Here is a 15340-nt window from a genome sequence, read left to right as displayed (position 1 = left end):
CTAAACAAGCTAAAGTAGTAACAAGAAACCACCACCTGTTTTATAGAATTGCCTCATAATACCTCTTAATTACCCAACCCTAATTGCTCACATGCTTTACTTAATTTAACCTCAGTTAAGCTAGTAAGCTCTTCAGCTGTAGACTTACCGTATGATAAAAATTTATTTAATGAATCAATATCTCTTTTCTCTAATACAGATCGTATATACTCCGCTTGTCTAGAATCCATAAATTCTTTGATTTGATCAGGATTAGCCTTATCTAATATTGCCCATACCGGTTCCATGTAACTTTGATTTACCCAAGGTACTAATAAACTTGTAACAAGAAAGCAAGATCTATTAGAAACTTCTTCCTTCAGCACATAAGTACGATGGCTATCAAATCCCTCCTTTCTCCACATATGCATAAAAAGCTTTGCACCTTCACCAGCATAATATGAGCTGTTCTCTGTTTTTATATAGTGTAGCCAGACAAGATATTTATCTTCTGAAACATTACTTGGTTTCAAATAGTCAAACAATGCTTGAAATTGATCAAAGCGAAGTGCACCCTGTAGCGTGTTTAGACTACCATAATAACCATTTTCAGCTAAATCTCTTTTTAGAAGTTCTGTATATTTATCAGGATTTATTTGACTAAAACAAAATTCGAATATTTCAGGATAACTATTACAACGACTACCTGCTGCATACACTGCTGTCTTCATGAAGATCTCATCCTTTTTCTGTGAGCCCATTTCATCTTCAGGTAATGACTTTATTTTATTCCAGAAGAATTCTACTGCTTCCGCTTGTTTCAAATCTATAGCACATTTAAGTCCATATTCATATGGATGACGACCATCTAGATTTAGTTTAGAGATGTAACCGCTAACAAAATGTGACCAAAAACCTGTTAAAAGGTCGCTTGTTAAAGATTTAACTAAGTGACCATACTCCAACAGACTACTTTTACCTTGAGCTGATAATCTTTTTTTTCTTTCCTCAAATAAAGCAATAATATCTTCCTCTAAGCAGCACCTACAGGCAATTTCATAGCTAGGGTTACTAAAGGGACTGCCTGGCATTATCAGCTTTTTACCTATCACCTGCCTATCAAGTTTAACTTTATGTAAATTGTCTACTTTCTTCCAACAATCCTCATTAGATAGCACTTGTGAAAGAAAATTGTGCCTCTTTTTACCACCCCTTTTGTGCAAGTCCCAATTTGCATAACACCAGCGCTCAATTTGAAAAAGCTTAGATGCTCTATAGGGATCATCCTCTTTAATAGACGAAAACAAAACTTTTGGAATATCTGAACGCAGCATAATTACCCCTCTATGAATGGAAAAACATGGAAACTGTTACGTCTAACATACACTATAGTAACTTGATACCATTTCGAGTAAGATATCCCTTTTCTAAGTTTTGTCAATCCTCAATTTGAAAAATTTTTTTAGACTTGAATAACTCTCAACAAAAGCCTCTTAATATGAGAGATACATGACGTTTTGTTTATTTTAAATTCTGTTTTTTATAAGTCTACCTTAGTTATTATTCTAAAATAAACTAGTATTAATTTAGCAGAATGTATTATTAAGATCTTAAGTAAGATAACCATTTCCAGAACTCAAAACCAGCTAATGAGAGAAGAGTTTGTTTTGGGATGGGTTGGTCTACCGCTAGATCCGTGCGAACTTTTTTATATGGTAATTTCATTGTACGCTAAAACCAACTATATTAGCCTACTTTAGCCATGTTTACATACGAACTAGTTTGCCTAATTTTGTTGCAAAAATTTCAAGCTTCTATTTTTACAACCTTATTTTTACACAACATGCTCTCACAAATATACGACCTTTTTTGCAATTTTAGAAAGAGTCAATAATTCAAATTTTTGCAGCACTAAAATAGACGTTTCTTTAGTTACAACAAGGTCTATTTTTTCGTAAATAAAAATGTTTTATAATAATTAATTATTAGAATGAAAATATCATACTTGGCTCTCAAGAAATTTCCTGTTGTGCAGTGGTAAGGTTTGGAGAAAAAGATTGGCTTGGCAACGATAATTTACTAGACTAAAGTTTATATTAAAATACAAAATGGGGTTGCGGGTATGGAATCTGGTTTGGATCACAATTACAATAAAATACTTGATATATTAAAAGGTGGTATTAAAGGCGACGATAATCAAGTTAAAGCAAGAAAACATCTTAGAGTAGAAAGATGGTTGAGGGTTTATATTCAATTAATTGAAGATTTTGATGAGGGAAAATTAAAATTTTTCTCTGATATATTCTCTGATAATTCTTGTTGGGATGGAATAAAATTAAAAAATAAAGCTGTTGGTGAAAGGCTAACTGAAGAAAAAAATAAAAATGGAAAAGAAAATCCGCTTGATCTTGCAGATAGATATTACTTGGCATGTAAATATTGTCTAGAAGATAAGATTCCTGGATTGTTTGAACAAGTATTTATGAGATTTAAGAGAAGTGTCTTTGAAGAGGATGGATCTGATGATGATCTGAGAAGAGAATTATTGGAAAATATCGAAGAAACTAGCCCTATAGAAGCTTTCTGGTCTTTTCTTATTGATAAGCAGATTGGAAAACTAAACGAATATAAATCAGTTGAAGGTTTGCAAAAATCCATACAGATAAATTCTAATAAAAACTGGGAAGAAGGTATAGAGTTCTTCTATAATAAATTACACAATGATTCCAGTATTTCTAGTCAAGATAAAAATAATTTGTTAATTGAAGCAGCTTTATCTGCAGTAAAGGGTTACAAAGAAGTAGACACTATAGAGTTTTGCCTGTCTAAAATGGATGATGAACAAAAGAAAAAATTACTAGATAGAGATTATAAGGAAAATACTTATTATGCAGTGTTGAATATGCTAGTAGGTCAGTATTACTTTGATTCTTTTATGGAATTAAGCCGATTGTGTAGTCAGATTGAATGTGAACGTTACACAACTTTTTTATCTTCATTATCAGATCAAGTACTGAAGAATCCAGATCTGTCTGAAGAAACAAAAAAATGTATGATGAATGTTTGGGAACGTATAATAAAATTAAAAACTCAAGACCGCGGGGAGCAATCTATTTCCTCTATTTTTGTAGACTATTCAGTTACATATACAATAGCAAATTTAATTGTGGATCCAAGTAGACAAGGGGTAAGTAAAGAAGAAATATTAGGGAAGATATTAAAGCATGTAAAAGAAATGAGTGGTGAAGAGATGATAAAGGTTAAAGATTCTGTATTAAGTAAAATTCAGTTATTTCATGGGGGTAAAAAATTGCAATTAGGAGAACAAGTGTTTTCTAAATTAGCTCAAGAAGCTTCTAAAGAATCAATTTTGCGTGAAGCTGGTGATACTTTGCCACAGTCAAGTCTCAGTACGACTGATACCCCATATAATATAAAATCTTTAGGCCATAGCAAATAGGAGAGTAATATGCCAAGTAATGTCAAGCCGCTTGAGTTGGTACAGCTTCTGTTGATGAGAAATAAATCAAAAGACGAGTTCCTAGATTTTCACAAAAGGTTCCAATCGTTTATCAATCAATCTCCTTCTTTTTTGCATTCAGTTGGAAAGCCAGGCTTTTTCCCTAGTTTCTTTTTTGGTATGTTTGCTACTGTATTAGACACAGAACTTGCTACTAAAATTGGTATCAAAAAACTTCGTTTTCGTTTTGATGATAACAGAACTTTAAAAATAGCTATATTAACTAATGAGGGACTTAAGTGTATAACGGTGTCTGATCAAGTTGATGGTAACATGCATCTAAAGTTCTCTCAAGGAGAGTTAGAAAAAATAGCACAGAAATGGAAAATGGGAGCAGAGTTTGATAAACTAGAAAAAGAAGAGCATGAAATAACAATTACAGGAAAAGAAGTAAAGTACGGAAATGTTGATCCAGCTTTTAGTAAAAAGACTGATTATTCACAAAAAGGTTTTACAGAAATAGAAAAAGATCGTGACCAACAAGACCTAGAGAGCTTAATTTCAAAATTGAGTAATCAAGATTTCGAAGAAGTAAAAAAGAACGCTAGAAGAATGTTTAATTATATTACAAATGTCTATAAGAAATATGAAAAAGAAACTCTATTTAGCGGTAAAGAATCAAGTCATCATGGGTTTTTAGCTGGGTTTTTGATAAATTTTAAGTATCGTTTTCACCTAAAACTTTATCTCGAATTATTTGCTGGAAAAGGTTACGCAGACATTATTTTACTTGTGCGCGGTTCTGATAAGTCGCTAAGCTGTATTCCTATTATTATTGAGCTTAAAGCAGGTACTGGTGAGATAAGTACAGTGATAAAAGCATTGAAGCAAGCACAAGATTATGTTAAGGGCTCTTTTTCTAACTCTATAAGAATGATTACTATAGCTAATGAAGCTATTTGTGTAGGATTAAATTTTGACATGGTTCATCACGAAAATGTTAAAATTGATGTAGAAAATTTTCTTAGTCGAGAAGGTAATTCTGTAATAGAAAAGTTACTTGGCACTGAAGCAGCGAATGCTGAGGTGATAAGAACACAGCTAGAGTATCTTTACTATGGAATTGTTTGGAGCAATGGTGGAAGTGATAATATTAATTATGTCAGCAGAATGATCTTAGGTCAGCTAGTACTTATTTCTAATATTATTAAGCGTGAAAAGTTAGGTAAACATATTTTTATTTATGATCAAAATGATAAAATGGTTACTGGATCACAGAAACGCCCAGAAGCAGCAAAAGAAAGTATTGCGGATTGTGTTACAACTATAGTGCTAACTTTAGGTAAGAAGGTGCTTATACTCAACATAAATGAAAAAAATGAATTTGCATTGATAGTGCCAGATAATAAAGGAATTCCTATTGAAAATATTAGGGGAATTCAAAACGTCAATGACATAAAGATACAAGAAATAACCTGTAACTTATACAGTACACCTAGTAATAAGAATCCATTTGATCAGTACTGTAATAAGAATAAGGGAATTAAAGTAAATACGTATGACTCATTGGACAAATACAAAAGAGGTAAAGAAATTTTACAAGGTAATTTTACTCGAATTGTGGAAAATAAAAAATTTAAAGCAGCTTTGAGCAAAGCTATAGAATCTGGTAAATATGATGATTACAAAAAACTATTTGAAGAAATTTCTCATATACTACATCCTTTCAAATCATTAATAAGCAATGAGGCTACATTTCAAGCTGTATTGCATGGTTTATTTAGTAGCTACGGAGAAGATAATATAAAAGTTATTACTGAATTTCAAATAGGTGGTGGAGAGAAGTTGGATGTTATGTTGGTTATAAATGCTACTGATCAAAAAAAAGAATACCCCCCAGTTGGAATAGAGCTAAAATTTGCTAAGAAAGGAGAATTGGATAAAAAAGAAAAAGATGCTAAGGACCAGTTGAAAAGATATAAAGAAGGTGAAGCGTATAAGGTAATTACTGATGCTGGCAAAGTGAAACTGATATATGCTGTTTTTAATAAAGGTGCAACAGATGAAGGTTCCCTTATAAAAATTGGTAATGAGTTTGTAGAGGTAGATGTAAGACATAGTTCTGTGGTTGCTTTTGGTCAACAGCCAGGTAGTCTCAAACAACCTTATGTTCAACAAGCAGGTCTATCTCGAGCAGTTAATCAGTGATCTAGTCTTAAGAAATAGTCATCTTAAGTAGGTTATGCTATCGGGAAGTTTTGTGACAAAGTTATAGAAGGAAAACAAAATGATCCTGATACGAGTACATGGAGTGCTGTTAAAAGTTCGTTTTCCGATACATTTATTACTAAGCATAATATGAATTACATTTATAGTAATCAATCTCCAGTGAATTCCTTAGATAGCTAAGAGCTAAAAGTATGTATTGTGTAAATAGTTACCAAGGCTGGAAGGTTTTGAACTTTTTTTCACAACACTGATGTTCTTGCTAAAATATTTTTGAAAAAGTTAGTTGACTTATAAATAATTCTCTACTAATACTGGCATGTATTTGTTTATTCTGCTGAAGTTGCTCCATACAGGTTTGCTGTAAAAACTTCAGCAGTTTCCGTACTCCTTTAAAGCATAATTCATCATGCTCTTATAGTAGTGATATCAAGTATAGTTTTAACTATGTTAATCTATAGTAAAATTAGCCCAAATTTGCAGCTATAAGCAACTTTTAACCTCTCTATATACTCCATTGTTACTCACCATAAAAACTTAACAAAAGCTTAACGACGTGAGTAGTAAAAAGATTATGGTTATTGACTTAATGTTATATATCGCATACAATATATCATATATCTTAGCTTAAGGGGTAAGTATGGGTGAGTCTACTGGGATAGTAAAATCTATCATCAATCTACTAAAACCAAAATCCAAACCAGAACCATCTGATTTTGAATATGAATCCATTATAGAACATTTATCATCTAAAGAGCATTTATTAAATGAACTGATGAATGATATGTGGTACTCAGGAGATTTACCATCAGTTAGAAACTATAATGAACCATCATCTTTGATAGATAGCAAACTTGGATTAAGTGAACAGATTTGTGTTTGGTTTGCTCTAGATCATGGTCTTACACCAAGTCAAAAAAATTTAAACAAAAAGTTACTTAGTGCTCTAAAATGTTTAGCTTCTAACTGTGGTTCATTTGATAATACTGAACCTCTTGAAGAATTTTTACATGATAATAGAAACAATAAAGATTTAAAAGTAATTCTTAACCTCAGAAGAGGAGAATCTCAATCAACAGTATTGCATGCGATTGCAGGAGCAAATATTGGTGGATTTCGTCGCACAGGAAATCAGGCTATAGATTTACTCTTAGAAGCAGGCGCAGATCCTAACATACAAGATAATAAAGGAAAAACACCATTATACCTTGCTGCTGCCAAAGGTCATTACAATAATGCAAACTCTCTTCTCTTAAAAGGAGCTAACCCTAATATAACAAGTAGAAAGGGCAAAACTCCACAACGAATAGCAACTAATAACCTCTGCTATAATATTGAAGAATTATTTTTAACTGATAAACAGAAAAAGATGAATAAGGAATTGTATGACTTACTTGTACTCGATTCAGACTGCACTGAAAATTTAAAGGAGTTTTTAAGTAAGCATAAAAGAGATTCAGACCTAAAAGTGGTGCTAAATATTCGGCAAGGAATGGGTGAATCAAAAGTGTTTTCGTATGTTGATCGTTTTGCTTGGGACAATGAAGGTCTTGCTCAAGAGTTAAGAAAGATATTTTTAGAAGCAGGAGCATTAGATTATGATATAAATATTTATCGTCAGCAAAAGAAAGGACAGGCCAGTACATTACTCGTCAATTTAACTTCAAATCAGAAGGAAAAGTTAAATAAGTTTTCTGATAAGGTGTTTCAAGCTCAAAATATGGCTGAACTTGAAAAGATTGTAAACGATGCTATAAAGTCTGGTGTACGTTTAAATTATTCTTCTTCACAAGATTTTTTTTTAGGTAATGAGTACACTTTTACCGATTATGTGATGAAAAAAATCAGTGAGTTAGAAAAGAATCCTAAAGTTGCTAGTAATATAATATGTCAATTAGTATCAAAAGGGGCAGTGTTTGGTAATACAGTTGATGCTAACACACTGACATCAGAATTTAAAGAGCATAAAACTAACCTAAAAAAAGCTTATAGAGATTATATTAGCAATTCTCATAAGTTTATTGAAATCGCAAAAAGTGCAACCAATAGCGAGCTAAAAGATGCAAGAGTAGACAACTCCGTTTTTTACTTAGAATATTCTAAAGATAGTAAAATAGACATTATAAAGATAACAGATGGGGCAAGGGATTTAGGTCTAACCGATGGAGATGTAAAGTGTGGAAGAAATATAGTAAAGATCGGTAGTAGTGAAGTAGAAATTCAAACTGAAGGTGGAATAAGGTATTACACAGATCTTACAGAAGGCAGCGATATAGTATTAACCTTCTATACTAGTTTGGGAAATGTAGATGTTAGACTGTATCCTGACATACAGGATAAAAGCAAAATTATAGTAAAAGTGAGTAATAGAGAGGAAATATTAGAAAAATTCAAAGATCGAAAAGAAGAATTAGGTAATGATTGCGCACTTGGTGAAGATTTGGTTTATGATGCTATTGAAAATGGGTACTTTGAAAGATCTGGTGGATTAATGCGCCCTGAGGTAATAACCGAGTCTAATAACAAATGGACAGAACGTGAAGAGTTAAGAAGGACTTCTGATCCTAGGAGAGAAGTTTCTAGGTAGATTAATTTGCTAAAAAAGTTGAAGATTATTATTTAAATATAAACTACTGTAATTTATAGATTAAGGAGTTCGTACCAATGTCTATGATCTTTTAAGAATACTCTTTTATATTGTTTTTAAGCTGGCTACAAAATGAGGATATGGAACATACAATTGGCTGAGCCGCCTTTTACAGAATTTCTCTCCAGATCTACTATTAAAATATGCAGCTAAAATTGGATACATCTTCTACCGCTGTTGCATCTAATATGTCAAAATCTTCATCATTTATATTGATATTTTCGCATAATTGATTTTGTAACATTTATTTGCTCTTCTGTATCAATTTCAACATCTTTTTGTGTGGCTCTTTGTAGTAGCTCCTTTTGCAATAACCTTTTTTAATTTTCTGGCACATACTTTTTTCGATGTTTTTTCATATTGTTGTTTTTATAAACGTTACGATGCTAAGCCGTAAAATTTCTTCAATTGCTCACCCCAAAGCATCGGTATTTCCCTTAATTCAGCTAACTTCAAATCTCTTGGCTGCCTCCCATTTACTATGTCTTCTTTTATTTTCGGAGCTAAATAATTTAGCCTTAAAATTTGCTGTATACGTCTTGTACCTATATTAATTTTGGCACTCAGATCTTTCACACTTTCGTATTTTCCTTCCTCCAGTTGCCGTTTCCACAGATGGGCTCTTACCACTGCTTTCAGTAGCGCATTGTTTGTTTTACCTTCTGGTTCTACTACCGTGCATTTATTTCCTTTCTTCTTTATTGGTATAAATTTTTCCTCTGATTCAGAACTCACCTCCATTCCATCCTCTCTCACCATTACTCCTTTTATTAACTTTTTCACTACTTCTTTCTGCTTTCCAAAACTTAAATTTTTCCATTTTTCTTCGGTCTTTTCTTTCCCATTTTCATATAGCTGCTCTGTCTTTCTCATTACTTCTTTTTCCACCTCTCCTGCTACTATAGTTCTGTTTATTGATTCACAACCTTTTCCCCTTAAATGATTATTGCACACGTAATATCGGTACCTTTTATTTTCTTTTTTCGCATACGTTAGTGTCATATTTACACCACAGCTCTTGCACTTTATTATTCCCTTTAGTAGCGCCTCCTCATATTTTGCCTTTCTATACGGCTGATTCTTTATCAATTCCTGCGCTTTTTGCCATTTTTCTTCTTCTATTATTGCTTCATGTTTTCCTTCATACTCTTTCTCATAATGCCGTATTTTTCCCATATATATTGGATTTGTTATTATTCTTCTCACCGTCGCTTTTTTAAAGATATCTGATTTTCCTTTCGTACGGTACCCTTCTCTGTTTAACTCCCTTGCCAACTCTGCCATTGACTTCAGCTTCAAATATCTCTCAAATATATACCTTACCACCTTTGCTTCTTTTTCATTTATTATTAATTCTTTATCTTTTACATCATATCCAAGCGGCAAAGTTCCTCCCATCCATAATCCTTGTTCTTTTGATGTTGCTATTTTATTTTTTACCCTTTCTACAATCATTTCTCTTTCTAGTTGTGCTGCTCCTGACAATACTGTTTGTACAAACTTTCCCATTGGCGTATTATTGTCAAATATCTGCGTTACTGCTACAAAATTTACTCTATGCCTTCTAAAAAATGACGTTACTTCTATGCTGTCTTTTGTTTCTCTTGATAACCTATCTAGTGTATATACTACCACACAGTCCACTTCTCCTTTTTTTACATCTTCAAACAACTCCTTTATCGCTGGTCTTTCTAAATTCTTTCCTGAGAAACCTCCATCATCGTACCTTTTTGCCAATGCTACCCAACTCTCTCTGCTCTTTATGTATTTTTCACATGCTACTCGCTGCGCATCAAGACTGTTAAACTTTTGTTCTAGTCCATCCTCATTTGATTTTCTTGTATATATCGCACATCTTACTTCTTTTAGCATTCTCAACTTCCATTTTTATCACGCAAACCAAATAGGAGCGGCCCATTATAGCTCATTCCCATTATTTTTCCGGCTACTGCTGATAATGATGTGAAAAATTCTTCTCTGTAGATTAAACCCTTATCTGTTACCATTACTGCGTGAGTCTCTTCCCCTCTTTCTAATATTAGCTCTGTTCCTTCTACTGGTAATTTGTCACTACTTATTCTTTTTCCCTGCTCCAGCCGATCTGCCAGATACTCTAGTCTTTTTGTCCCCTTTCTTGACATTTTTCCATACGCTTCCTCCTGCATTCTATAAGATAATCTTGGTATCAGATATTTCTTTGAGTATCTAGGCGCCTCTTCCCCATATACCTTCTTCCATATTTTTCTCAGCTCACCCAAAGGTTTTCTCTCTAAATTCATTACTTTCTTTTCTATTTCTTCCTCCATATTTTTAGCCTTTCATAAATAACTTTTCAATTCTGTCTATTTCTTTCTTCAATACTTCAGTTACTTCTTTACTGGTTTTCGCATAATCCATCGCTGTCATTCCAAATTTATCCGCTTGCTCTATTTCTGCTCCTGCTTCCACTAACTCTTTTACTATTTCAACTTTCCCCACCATGCACGCAAGGTGTAGAGGTATGCATTTATTTCCATATTCCTCAGCATTTACGTCTGCTCCTGATTTTATCAATTCCCTCACGATTTCTAGACGTTTCTCCGTTACCGCTAGGTGCAGTGCTGTGTATCCTTTCACATCTGCTGCATTCACATTCACTCCTTTTTCAACTAACAACTTCACTGTTTTTGCGTCTACTGCATAATGCAGAGCTGTTCTTTCCTTCTTGTCTCTTTCATAAATATTTTCATATGAGTTCTCTAATAATTCTTTTGCTGACTTATTAAATTTGCCAAACTTTAACATAATTTACCTCACCTTTTCTTTGACCTTTTTTTTAAGCTTTCCTTCTCACCACCTCATCTATCATTTCGTTTACTTGGCTCATTATCTCGCTTGCTAAATTTTTACATTCTTCCTTTATTAGTGACTTATCTTTCTTCCTTATTTCTCCTATCTCTATTATTTTTAGCTCTGGTAAATAACTCCCATTCAACATGTCTGCTATTTCTCCCACTAGCCTCTCTATTCCATAGCACGTCAGTTCTCTACTTTTTGTTACTCCTCCTTTTTCTCTCAAAAATTTACTTGCCTTTTCACTCTCTTTGCTATCACATAGACGATACTTTTCACTTTCCCAGATGTAATACATTGGCGTTGCGCCGTACTTATTCAGTTGATTAACTTCAGCTCCAGCCTTTACCAGCTCTTTTATTATTTCAACTCCTGCTCCTTTGCATGCAGAGTGCAGTGGCGTACATCCACTGACATATTGAGTGGCATTTACTTCCGCTCCTTCCCTTAGCAGCACTTTTACATTTTCTAAGCTTTTCGCAAATACTGCACAGTGCAGAGGTGTATAACCATTTTTATCTCTTGCATTGATCTCCGCTCCTTTTTTTATTAATAATCTCACTGTTTTGTAATCAGAGATTTCTACTGCTTGATGCAATATCGTCTCTCCTTCTTCATTTCTTCTATTAATATCGTTACTTGATACTTCTTTAAAAAACTTACTAAAAGATTCTTTGCTAAACTTCATACTTACCTCACAAAACTAGCTTTTCTAGCGCCAGATAAATTTCTTATATTTACCTGCTGCTATTCAAGTCATGTCCTTTTTAGCATGAGAAAGCAAGTCCTTTTCTTTTTATTTCATACATTTTAACCTATTATTAACATAATATATGAGTATCTAAATATAAGCACTTAACTTATTAGAGATATTATTCGACTATCTTTCCAACTTCTGTGCAAATGTCGATGTTCATGCCACTTCAGTACTCCTGGATAAAATACTAAAATGTGCTTTTCTAATTCGTGTATTGAGTCTTTTTGCTCTAAATCATTTTTATAGTAAACATTGTGTTCTGCTATAACGCATCCTACTATTTTCTGGTCAATGAAATTCTTTGTTTGATAAAAATGAGTGACGCTAAATCTTTCTAAAATTGGCTTGTGTTTTAAATTCCAATATTGCCCTGAAAGTTTATCGCTTCCCAATACAAATTTATTTCCTCTTTCTTCTACGCTACTAACTGGAAAGCACTCATTTATTTCTCCTAAGTTCCAACTGTCCGATAATACTATCTGCGCTTTTGCAAATTTAATCGATGGTAATAAGCTTTGAGTTAGAGGATACAGGGCTTTTAAGTTATACCACTGATGACTTCTTTCATAAATGCCTTGGTAATCCTTTATGTGAGGCTCTGTTTCTCCAAGTACTGCCACATCTAACCGATATACATCATTACTAAATGCTTGCTCATAATGAACACGAAAAGTACTAAACTTAAAACTTGGATTTAAGATTTTTAGCTCAAATGCGTTCTTTCTACCAAATGACAACACTGGTCCATCTTTTTCAACTTTTCTACCTGAATAGTCTGACAATAAGCTGCCGAATAAACTTTCATCTAAAATAAACCTATCAACGTTATAGTGATCATTGAAAATCCTCATTAGCCGCGATCTTGCTGGTAACGATAGTTTTGCAAGTTCTACTACTGCATCCACAAAAAAGTCATTTGGAACATCTTTTATTCCTATCTGTAATTCAAAAAAGTGCTTGCCAGGTGGCTCCTCAATAATTGTAATATCTTCTATATTTGCCCACTTGAGTGCTATTTTAAGTGATTTAGGTGTTCCTCGCAGTCTTTGAAATTTTACTCCTTCTACTACGGCTTTTCTTCTATCTTTTACCCAGCGTAGTATTTCCCCCAATTCATATTCCTCAATTAGCCAAGGTAATATTCTTTCTTCTAATCTAAATTTAAACCCTCTTATACAGCTTGGATCTACTTTATAATCTATCGCATCTACCAGCGCTTTTTCTTGTTTTGTTGCGTTTAGTGGCAATAGCATTTTAAATTTCGCAAATTTGCACACTCGTTACCTAGCACCACAACATCCTCTCTTGGCTCAATTAATTCCACATTTTTTACACCATCTACAAATAGATTCGCTATTATCCAAGATCTTGTTACACTCCACCCTAATCTTTTTGCTAATTCAAATTTCTCAATAAACTGCTTCTTGATTTCTTCCTCTGATATTATATAATTCGTGCTGATTCTGCTGTGGATATCTATTTCCATAATATTGCAACCAGCTACTGTTATTGTATCTGTTAAAACCCTTATATCATCTCTAGTAACCTGCTTTTTTACAATTTCTAGTAGCTCTTCTGACACTATGCCAGTTGTGGATAATTGTGTTGATAAGATTGAAATTTGTACTTTCCCTGGTATAGTTGATTCCACTAGTGCATCTTTTACTCTACTATCTGCTGACAGTGCATGATATTTATAATATTCCTTACTTCCTCCTGTTGACCAACCTGCTATCTTTGCTTTAATTCTTTTTCTAAATCGTTCATCATCTTCTTCTTTCTGCCTCTCTACTCCATAAAACTCAGCTAAATTACCAAGATCTTCTCCTGTTGCAAATTTTAGTAAATTACTTTTTACAGCTTCATTTATTCTTTCTCTGAGTAACAACTCTCTCCATGCTGCTACTTCTAATACCTTTATCGCTGGGTCACTTTCAATTAGTGCTGTAAAACTTTTATCTCGACTTATTAATTCTTCTTTCATCCGAGCAAAAATCTCTTCAAAGTTCAGTGGCTCAATAATGTTAGTCTGCTGCATCTTTATACTACGACTCCATCAAAGCGAATGTTTTTCCCACTTGGTACGTATAATCCTTCTAGGTCAAGCGTTACTTTTCCTTCTTTCACCTCTGTCATCTTTACTTTTTCCAGTTTCAACCTCTTTTCCCATTTTTCCAAAGCTTCTGCAGTTGCTGCATATATCTCAAGTGTTAAATCTCTATTTATTGGCTTATCCACCAATTCAAATAATCTTGACCCATAATCTCTCCTCATTATTCTACTGTTTACTGGAGTGGTCAGTATATCAATTATCGATTGTTTCAGATGTTCTATTCCCTCTAATTCTTTCCCTGTTTTAGCATCCATTCCTCTCATATATTTTTCATGGCTCTGACTTAATACTTGCATGTTTTTCACGTGCTATAGAAATAGCCTTTCTCAACTTCTTTTCAAGAATTTCTTTAGAAGGAAGCTGTGTTAAATACTGTGCAACATGAATATTAGAGCCTTCGAGTTCAAGATATTCTATATCCTCTTGATCCTTATCAGCACATAAAATAATCCCTAACGGTTTTTCTTCACCTGCTTTTCGTTCATTTTTATCTAACCAATTTAAATACCATTCCATCTGTCCTTTATAAGCTGGTTCAAAGCGACCTATTTTTAGTTCTATTGCTATAAGGCGTTTTAATCCTCTGTGAAAAAATAGCAGGTCCAAATACCTGTCAGTTGTTTTAGTACTCATCCTTTTTTGACGTGTTACAAAACAAAAATCATTTCCAAACTCTTGTAAAAATTTTGTCAATTCATCCAAGATTGTATTTTCTAGATCAGTCTCACTATAACTTGATGGCAATTCCATGAAGCTAAGGAAGTATGGGTCATGAAAAATGAATTCTGGTGCTAACATATTTTCTTCACGTAAATTTTTTATACTCCTTCTTATAAACTCTTCAGGTTTTTTTGCTAGCGCTGTACGTTCATACAACATAGTATCGATTTTACTACGTAGTGCCCTAACACTCCACCTTTCAATACGACACATTTCTATATAATAATTACGCTTCAGCTCATCAGAAATTGCAATAATTTCTACAAAATGTGACCAACTCAATTGTTGTGACAGTGTCGCGACAATTTCTTGATCAGAAAAGAATTTAGAAAATTGCACCATACGAAATAATGACGCTCTATCAAAACCACGTCCATATTTAATCTGAAGTTCTTTTGCAAGTTGGGAGATGATTTGCTTCCCATAATCTGCACGTTTGTGCTTTAGAATATCTTGATCAATTCTAGAGCCAATTTCCCAGTTTAACAATACTAGAGTAGAATTGAATTGAACAGAAAGATGATTTTTTGCTCTATCTATTAAATTACTAATGTCTCCTAATAGGCTAGTAGTTATATCCATATTCATAACTTTATTTTTAATAAG

General features: G+C 33.3%; 12 protein-coding genes. 3 read left to right on the top strand and 9 right to left on the bottom strand.

Features of this window, described 5'->3' with window-relative positions; translation table 11 throughout:
- Nucleotides 1-65 precede the first annotated feature (65 nt).
- The gene (locus MJ631_RS01385) at nt 66-1313 is read right to left on the bottom strand and encodes a hypothetical protein (RefSeq protein ID WP_262986536.1); all 1248 of its coding nucleotides are present in this window, start codon (nt 1311-1313) and stop codon (nt 66-68) included.
- 788 nt (nt 1314-2101) lie between these two features.
- Between MJ631_RS01385 and MJ631_RS01380 the strand changes: the two genes are divergently transcribed.
- The 3 genes from MJ631_RS01380 to MJ631_RS01370 all read left to right on the top strand — a co-directional run bounded on the left by MJ631_RS01380 (nt 2102) and on the right by MJ631_RS01370 (nt 8252).
- On the top strand, nt 2102-3439 hold the full coding sequence (locus tag MJ631_RS01380) for a hypothetical protein (protein ID WP_262986535.1): 1338 nt from the start codon (nt 2102-2104) through the stop codon (nt 3437-3439).
- A gap of 9 nt (nt 3440-3448) precedes the next feature.
- Nucleotides 3449-5647: a hypothetical protein gene (locus MJ631_RS01375; RefSeq protein WP_262986534.1), complete on the top strand. Its 2199-nt coding sequence runs from the start codon at nt 3449-3451 to the stop codon at nt 5645-5647.
- 658 nt (nt 5648-6305) lie between these two features.
- The gene (locus MJ631_RS01370) at nt 6306-8252 is read left to right on the top strand and encodes an ankyrin repeat domain-containing protein (RefSeq protein WP_262986533.1); all 1947 of its coding nucleotides are present in this window, start codon (nt 6306-6308) and stop codon (nt 8250-8252) included.
- 438 nt (nt 8253-8690) lie between these two features.
- Here the strand turns inward: MJ631_RS01370 and MJ631_RS01365 are convergent, their stop codons facing one another.
- The 8 genes from MJ631_RS01365 to MJ631_RS01330 all read right to left on the bottom strand — a co-directional run bounded on the left by MJ631_RS01365 (nt 8691) and on the right by MJ631_RS01330 (nt 15322).
- Nucleotides 8691-10184 carry a recombinase family protein gene (locus tag MJ631_RS01365; protein ID WP_262986532.1) on the bottom strand — a complete coding sequence of 498 codons (1494 nt, stop codon included), beginning with the start codon at nt 10182-10184 and terminating at the stop codon, nt 8691-8693.
- A gap of 2 nt (nt 10185-10186) precedes the next feature.
- On the bottom strand, nt 10187-10618 hold the full coding sequence (locus MJ631_RS01360; protein WP_262986531.1) for a DUF2924 domain-containing protein: 432 nt from the start codon (nt 10616-10618) through the stop codon (nt 10187-10189).
- A gap of 4 nt (nt 10619-10622) precedes the next feature.
- Entirely contained in the window at nt 10623-11096 is a 474-nt protein-coding gene (locus MJ631_RS01355) for an ankyrin repeat domain-containing protein (protein ID WP_262986530.1), read from the bottom strand.
- Nucleotides 11097-11127: 31 nt separating this feature from the next.
- Nucleotides 11128-11832 carry an ankyrin repeat domain-containing protein gene (locus tag MJ631_RS01350; protein ID WP_262986529.1) on the bottom strand — a complete coding sequence of 235 codons (705 nt, stop codon included), beginning with the start codon at nt 11830-11832 and terminating at the stop codon, nt 11128-11130.
- A 167-nt stretch (nt 11833-11999) separates the two neighbouring features.
- Nucleotides 12000-13154 carry a phage tail protein gene (locus tag MJ631_RS01345; protein WP_262986528.1) on the bottom strand — a complete coding sequence of 385 codons (1155 nt, stop codon included), beginning with the start codon at nt 13152-13154 and terminating at the stop codon, nt 12000-12002.
- The gene (locus MJ631_RS01340) at nt 13139-13939 is read right to left on the bottom strand and encodes a baseplate assembly protein (protein WP_262986527.1); all 801 of its coding nucleotides are present in this window, start codon (nt 13937-13939) and stop codon (nt 13139-13141) included. Before MJ631_RS01340 ends, MJ631_RS01345 begins: the two co-directional genes overlap by 16 nt.
- A gap of 2 nt (nt 13940-13941) precedes the next feature.
- The gene (locus MJ631_RS01335) at nt 13942-14277 is read right to left on the bottom strand and encodes a GPW/gp25 family protein (RefSeq protein WP_263858714.1); all 336 of its coding nucleotides are present in this window, start codon (nt 14275-14277) and stop codon (nt 13942-13944) included.
- Nucleotides 14278-14284: 7 nt separating this feature from the next.
- Entirely contained in the window at nt 14285-15322 is a 1038-nt protein-coding gene (locus tag MJ631_RS01330; protein WP_262986525.1) for a PDDEXK nuclease domain-containing protein, read from the bottom strand.
- Between the last annotated feature and the right edge of the window lie 18 nt (nt 15323-15340).

Source organism: Wolbachia endosymbiont of Oryzaephilus surinamensis (assembly GCF_025617515.1).
In the GTDB taxonomy this organism is placed as follows: domain Bacteria; phylum Pseudomonadota; class Alphaproteobacteria; order Rickettsiales; family Anaplasmataceae; genus Wolbachia.
Note: the sequence above shows the minus strand (reverse complement) of the source record. Positions and strands in the feature narration are given on the sequence as shown.

What these genes read in the sequence shown, in the direction of transcription:
- MJ631_RS01385 (WP_262986536.1), bottom strand. Translation starts at nt 1,313, where the DNA reads ATGCTGCGTTCAGATATTCCAAAAGTTTTGTTTTCGTCTATTAAAGAG.
- MJ631_RS01380 (WP_262986535.1), top strand. Translation starts at nt 2,102, where the DNA reads ATGGAATCTGGTTTGGATCACAATTACAATAAAATACTTGATATATTA.
- MJ631_RS01375 (WP_262986534.1), top strand. Translation starts at nt 3,449, where the DNA reads ATGCCAAGTAATGTCAAGCCGCTTGAGTTGGTACAGCTTCTGTTGATG.
- MJ631_RS01370 (WP_262986533.1), top strand. Translation starts at nt 6,306, where the DNA reads ATGGGTGAGTCTACTGGGATAGTAAAATCTATCATCAATCTACTAAAA.
- MJ631_RS01365 (WP_262986532.1), bottom strand. Translation starts at nt 10,184, where the DNA reads ATGCTAAAAGAAGTAAGATGTGCGATATATACAAGAAAATCAAATGAG.
- MJ631_RS01360 (WP_262986531.1), bottom strand. Translation starts at nt 10,618, where the DNA reads ATGGAGGAAGAAATAGAAAAGAAAGTAATGAATTTAGAGAGAAAACCT.
- MJ631_RS01355 (WP_262986530.1), bottom strand. Translation starts at nt 11,096, where the DNA reads ATGTTAAAGTTTGGCAAATTTAATAAGTCAGCAAAAGAATTATTAGAG.
- MJ631_RS01350 (WP_262986529.1), bottom strand. Translation starts at nt 11,832, where the DNA reads ATGAAGTTTAGCAAAGAATCTTTTAGTAAGTTTTTTAAAGAAGTATCA.
- MJ631_RS01345 (WP_262986528.1), bottom strand. Translation starts at nt 13,154, where the DNA reads ATGCTATTGCCACTAAACGCAACAAAACAAGAAAAAGCGCTGGTAGAT.
- MJ631_RS01340 (WP_262986527.1), bottom strand. Translation starts at nt 13,939, where the DNA reads ATGCAGCAGACTAACATTATTGAGCCACTGAACTTTGAAGAGATTTTT.
- MJ631_RS01335 (WP_263858714.1), bottom strand. Translation starts at nt 14,277, where the DNA reads ATGAGAGGAATGGATGCTAAAACAGGGAAAGAATTAGAGGGAATAGAA.
- MJ631_RS01330 (WP_262986525.1), bottom strand. Translation starts at nt 15,322, where the DNA reads ATGAATATGGATATAACTACTAGCCTATTAGGAGACATTAGTAATTTA.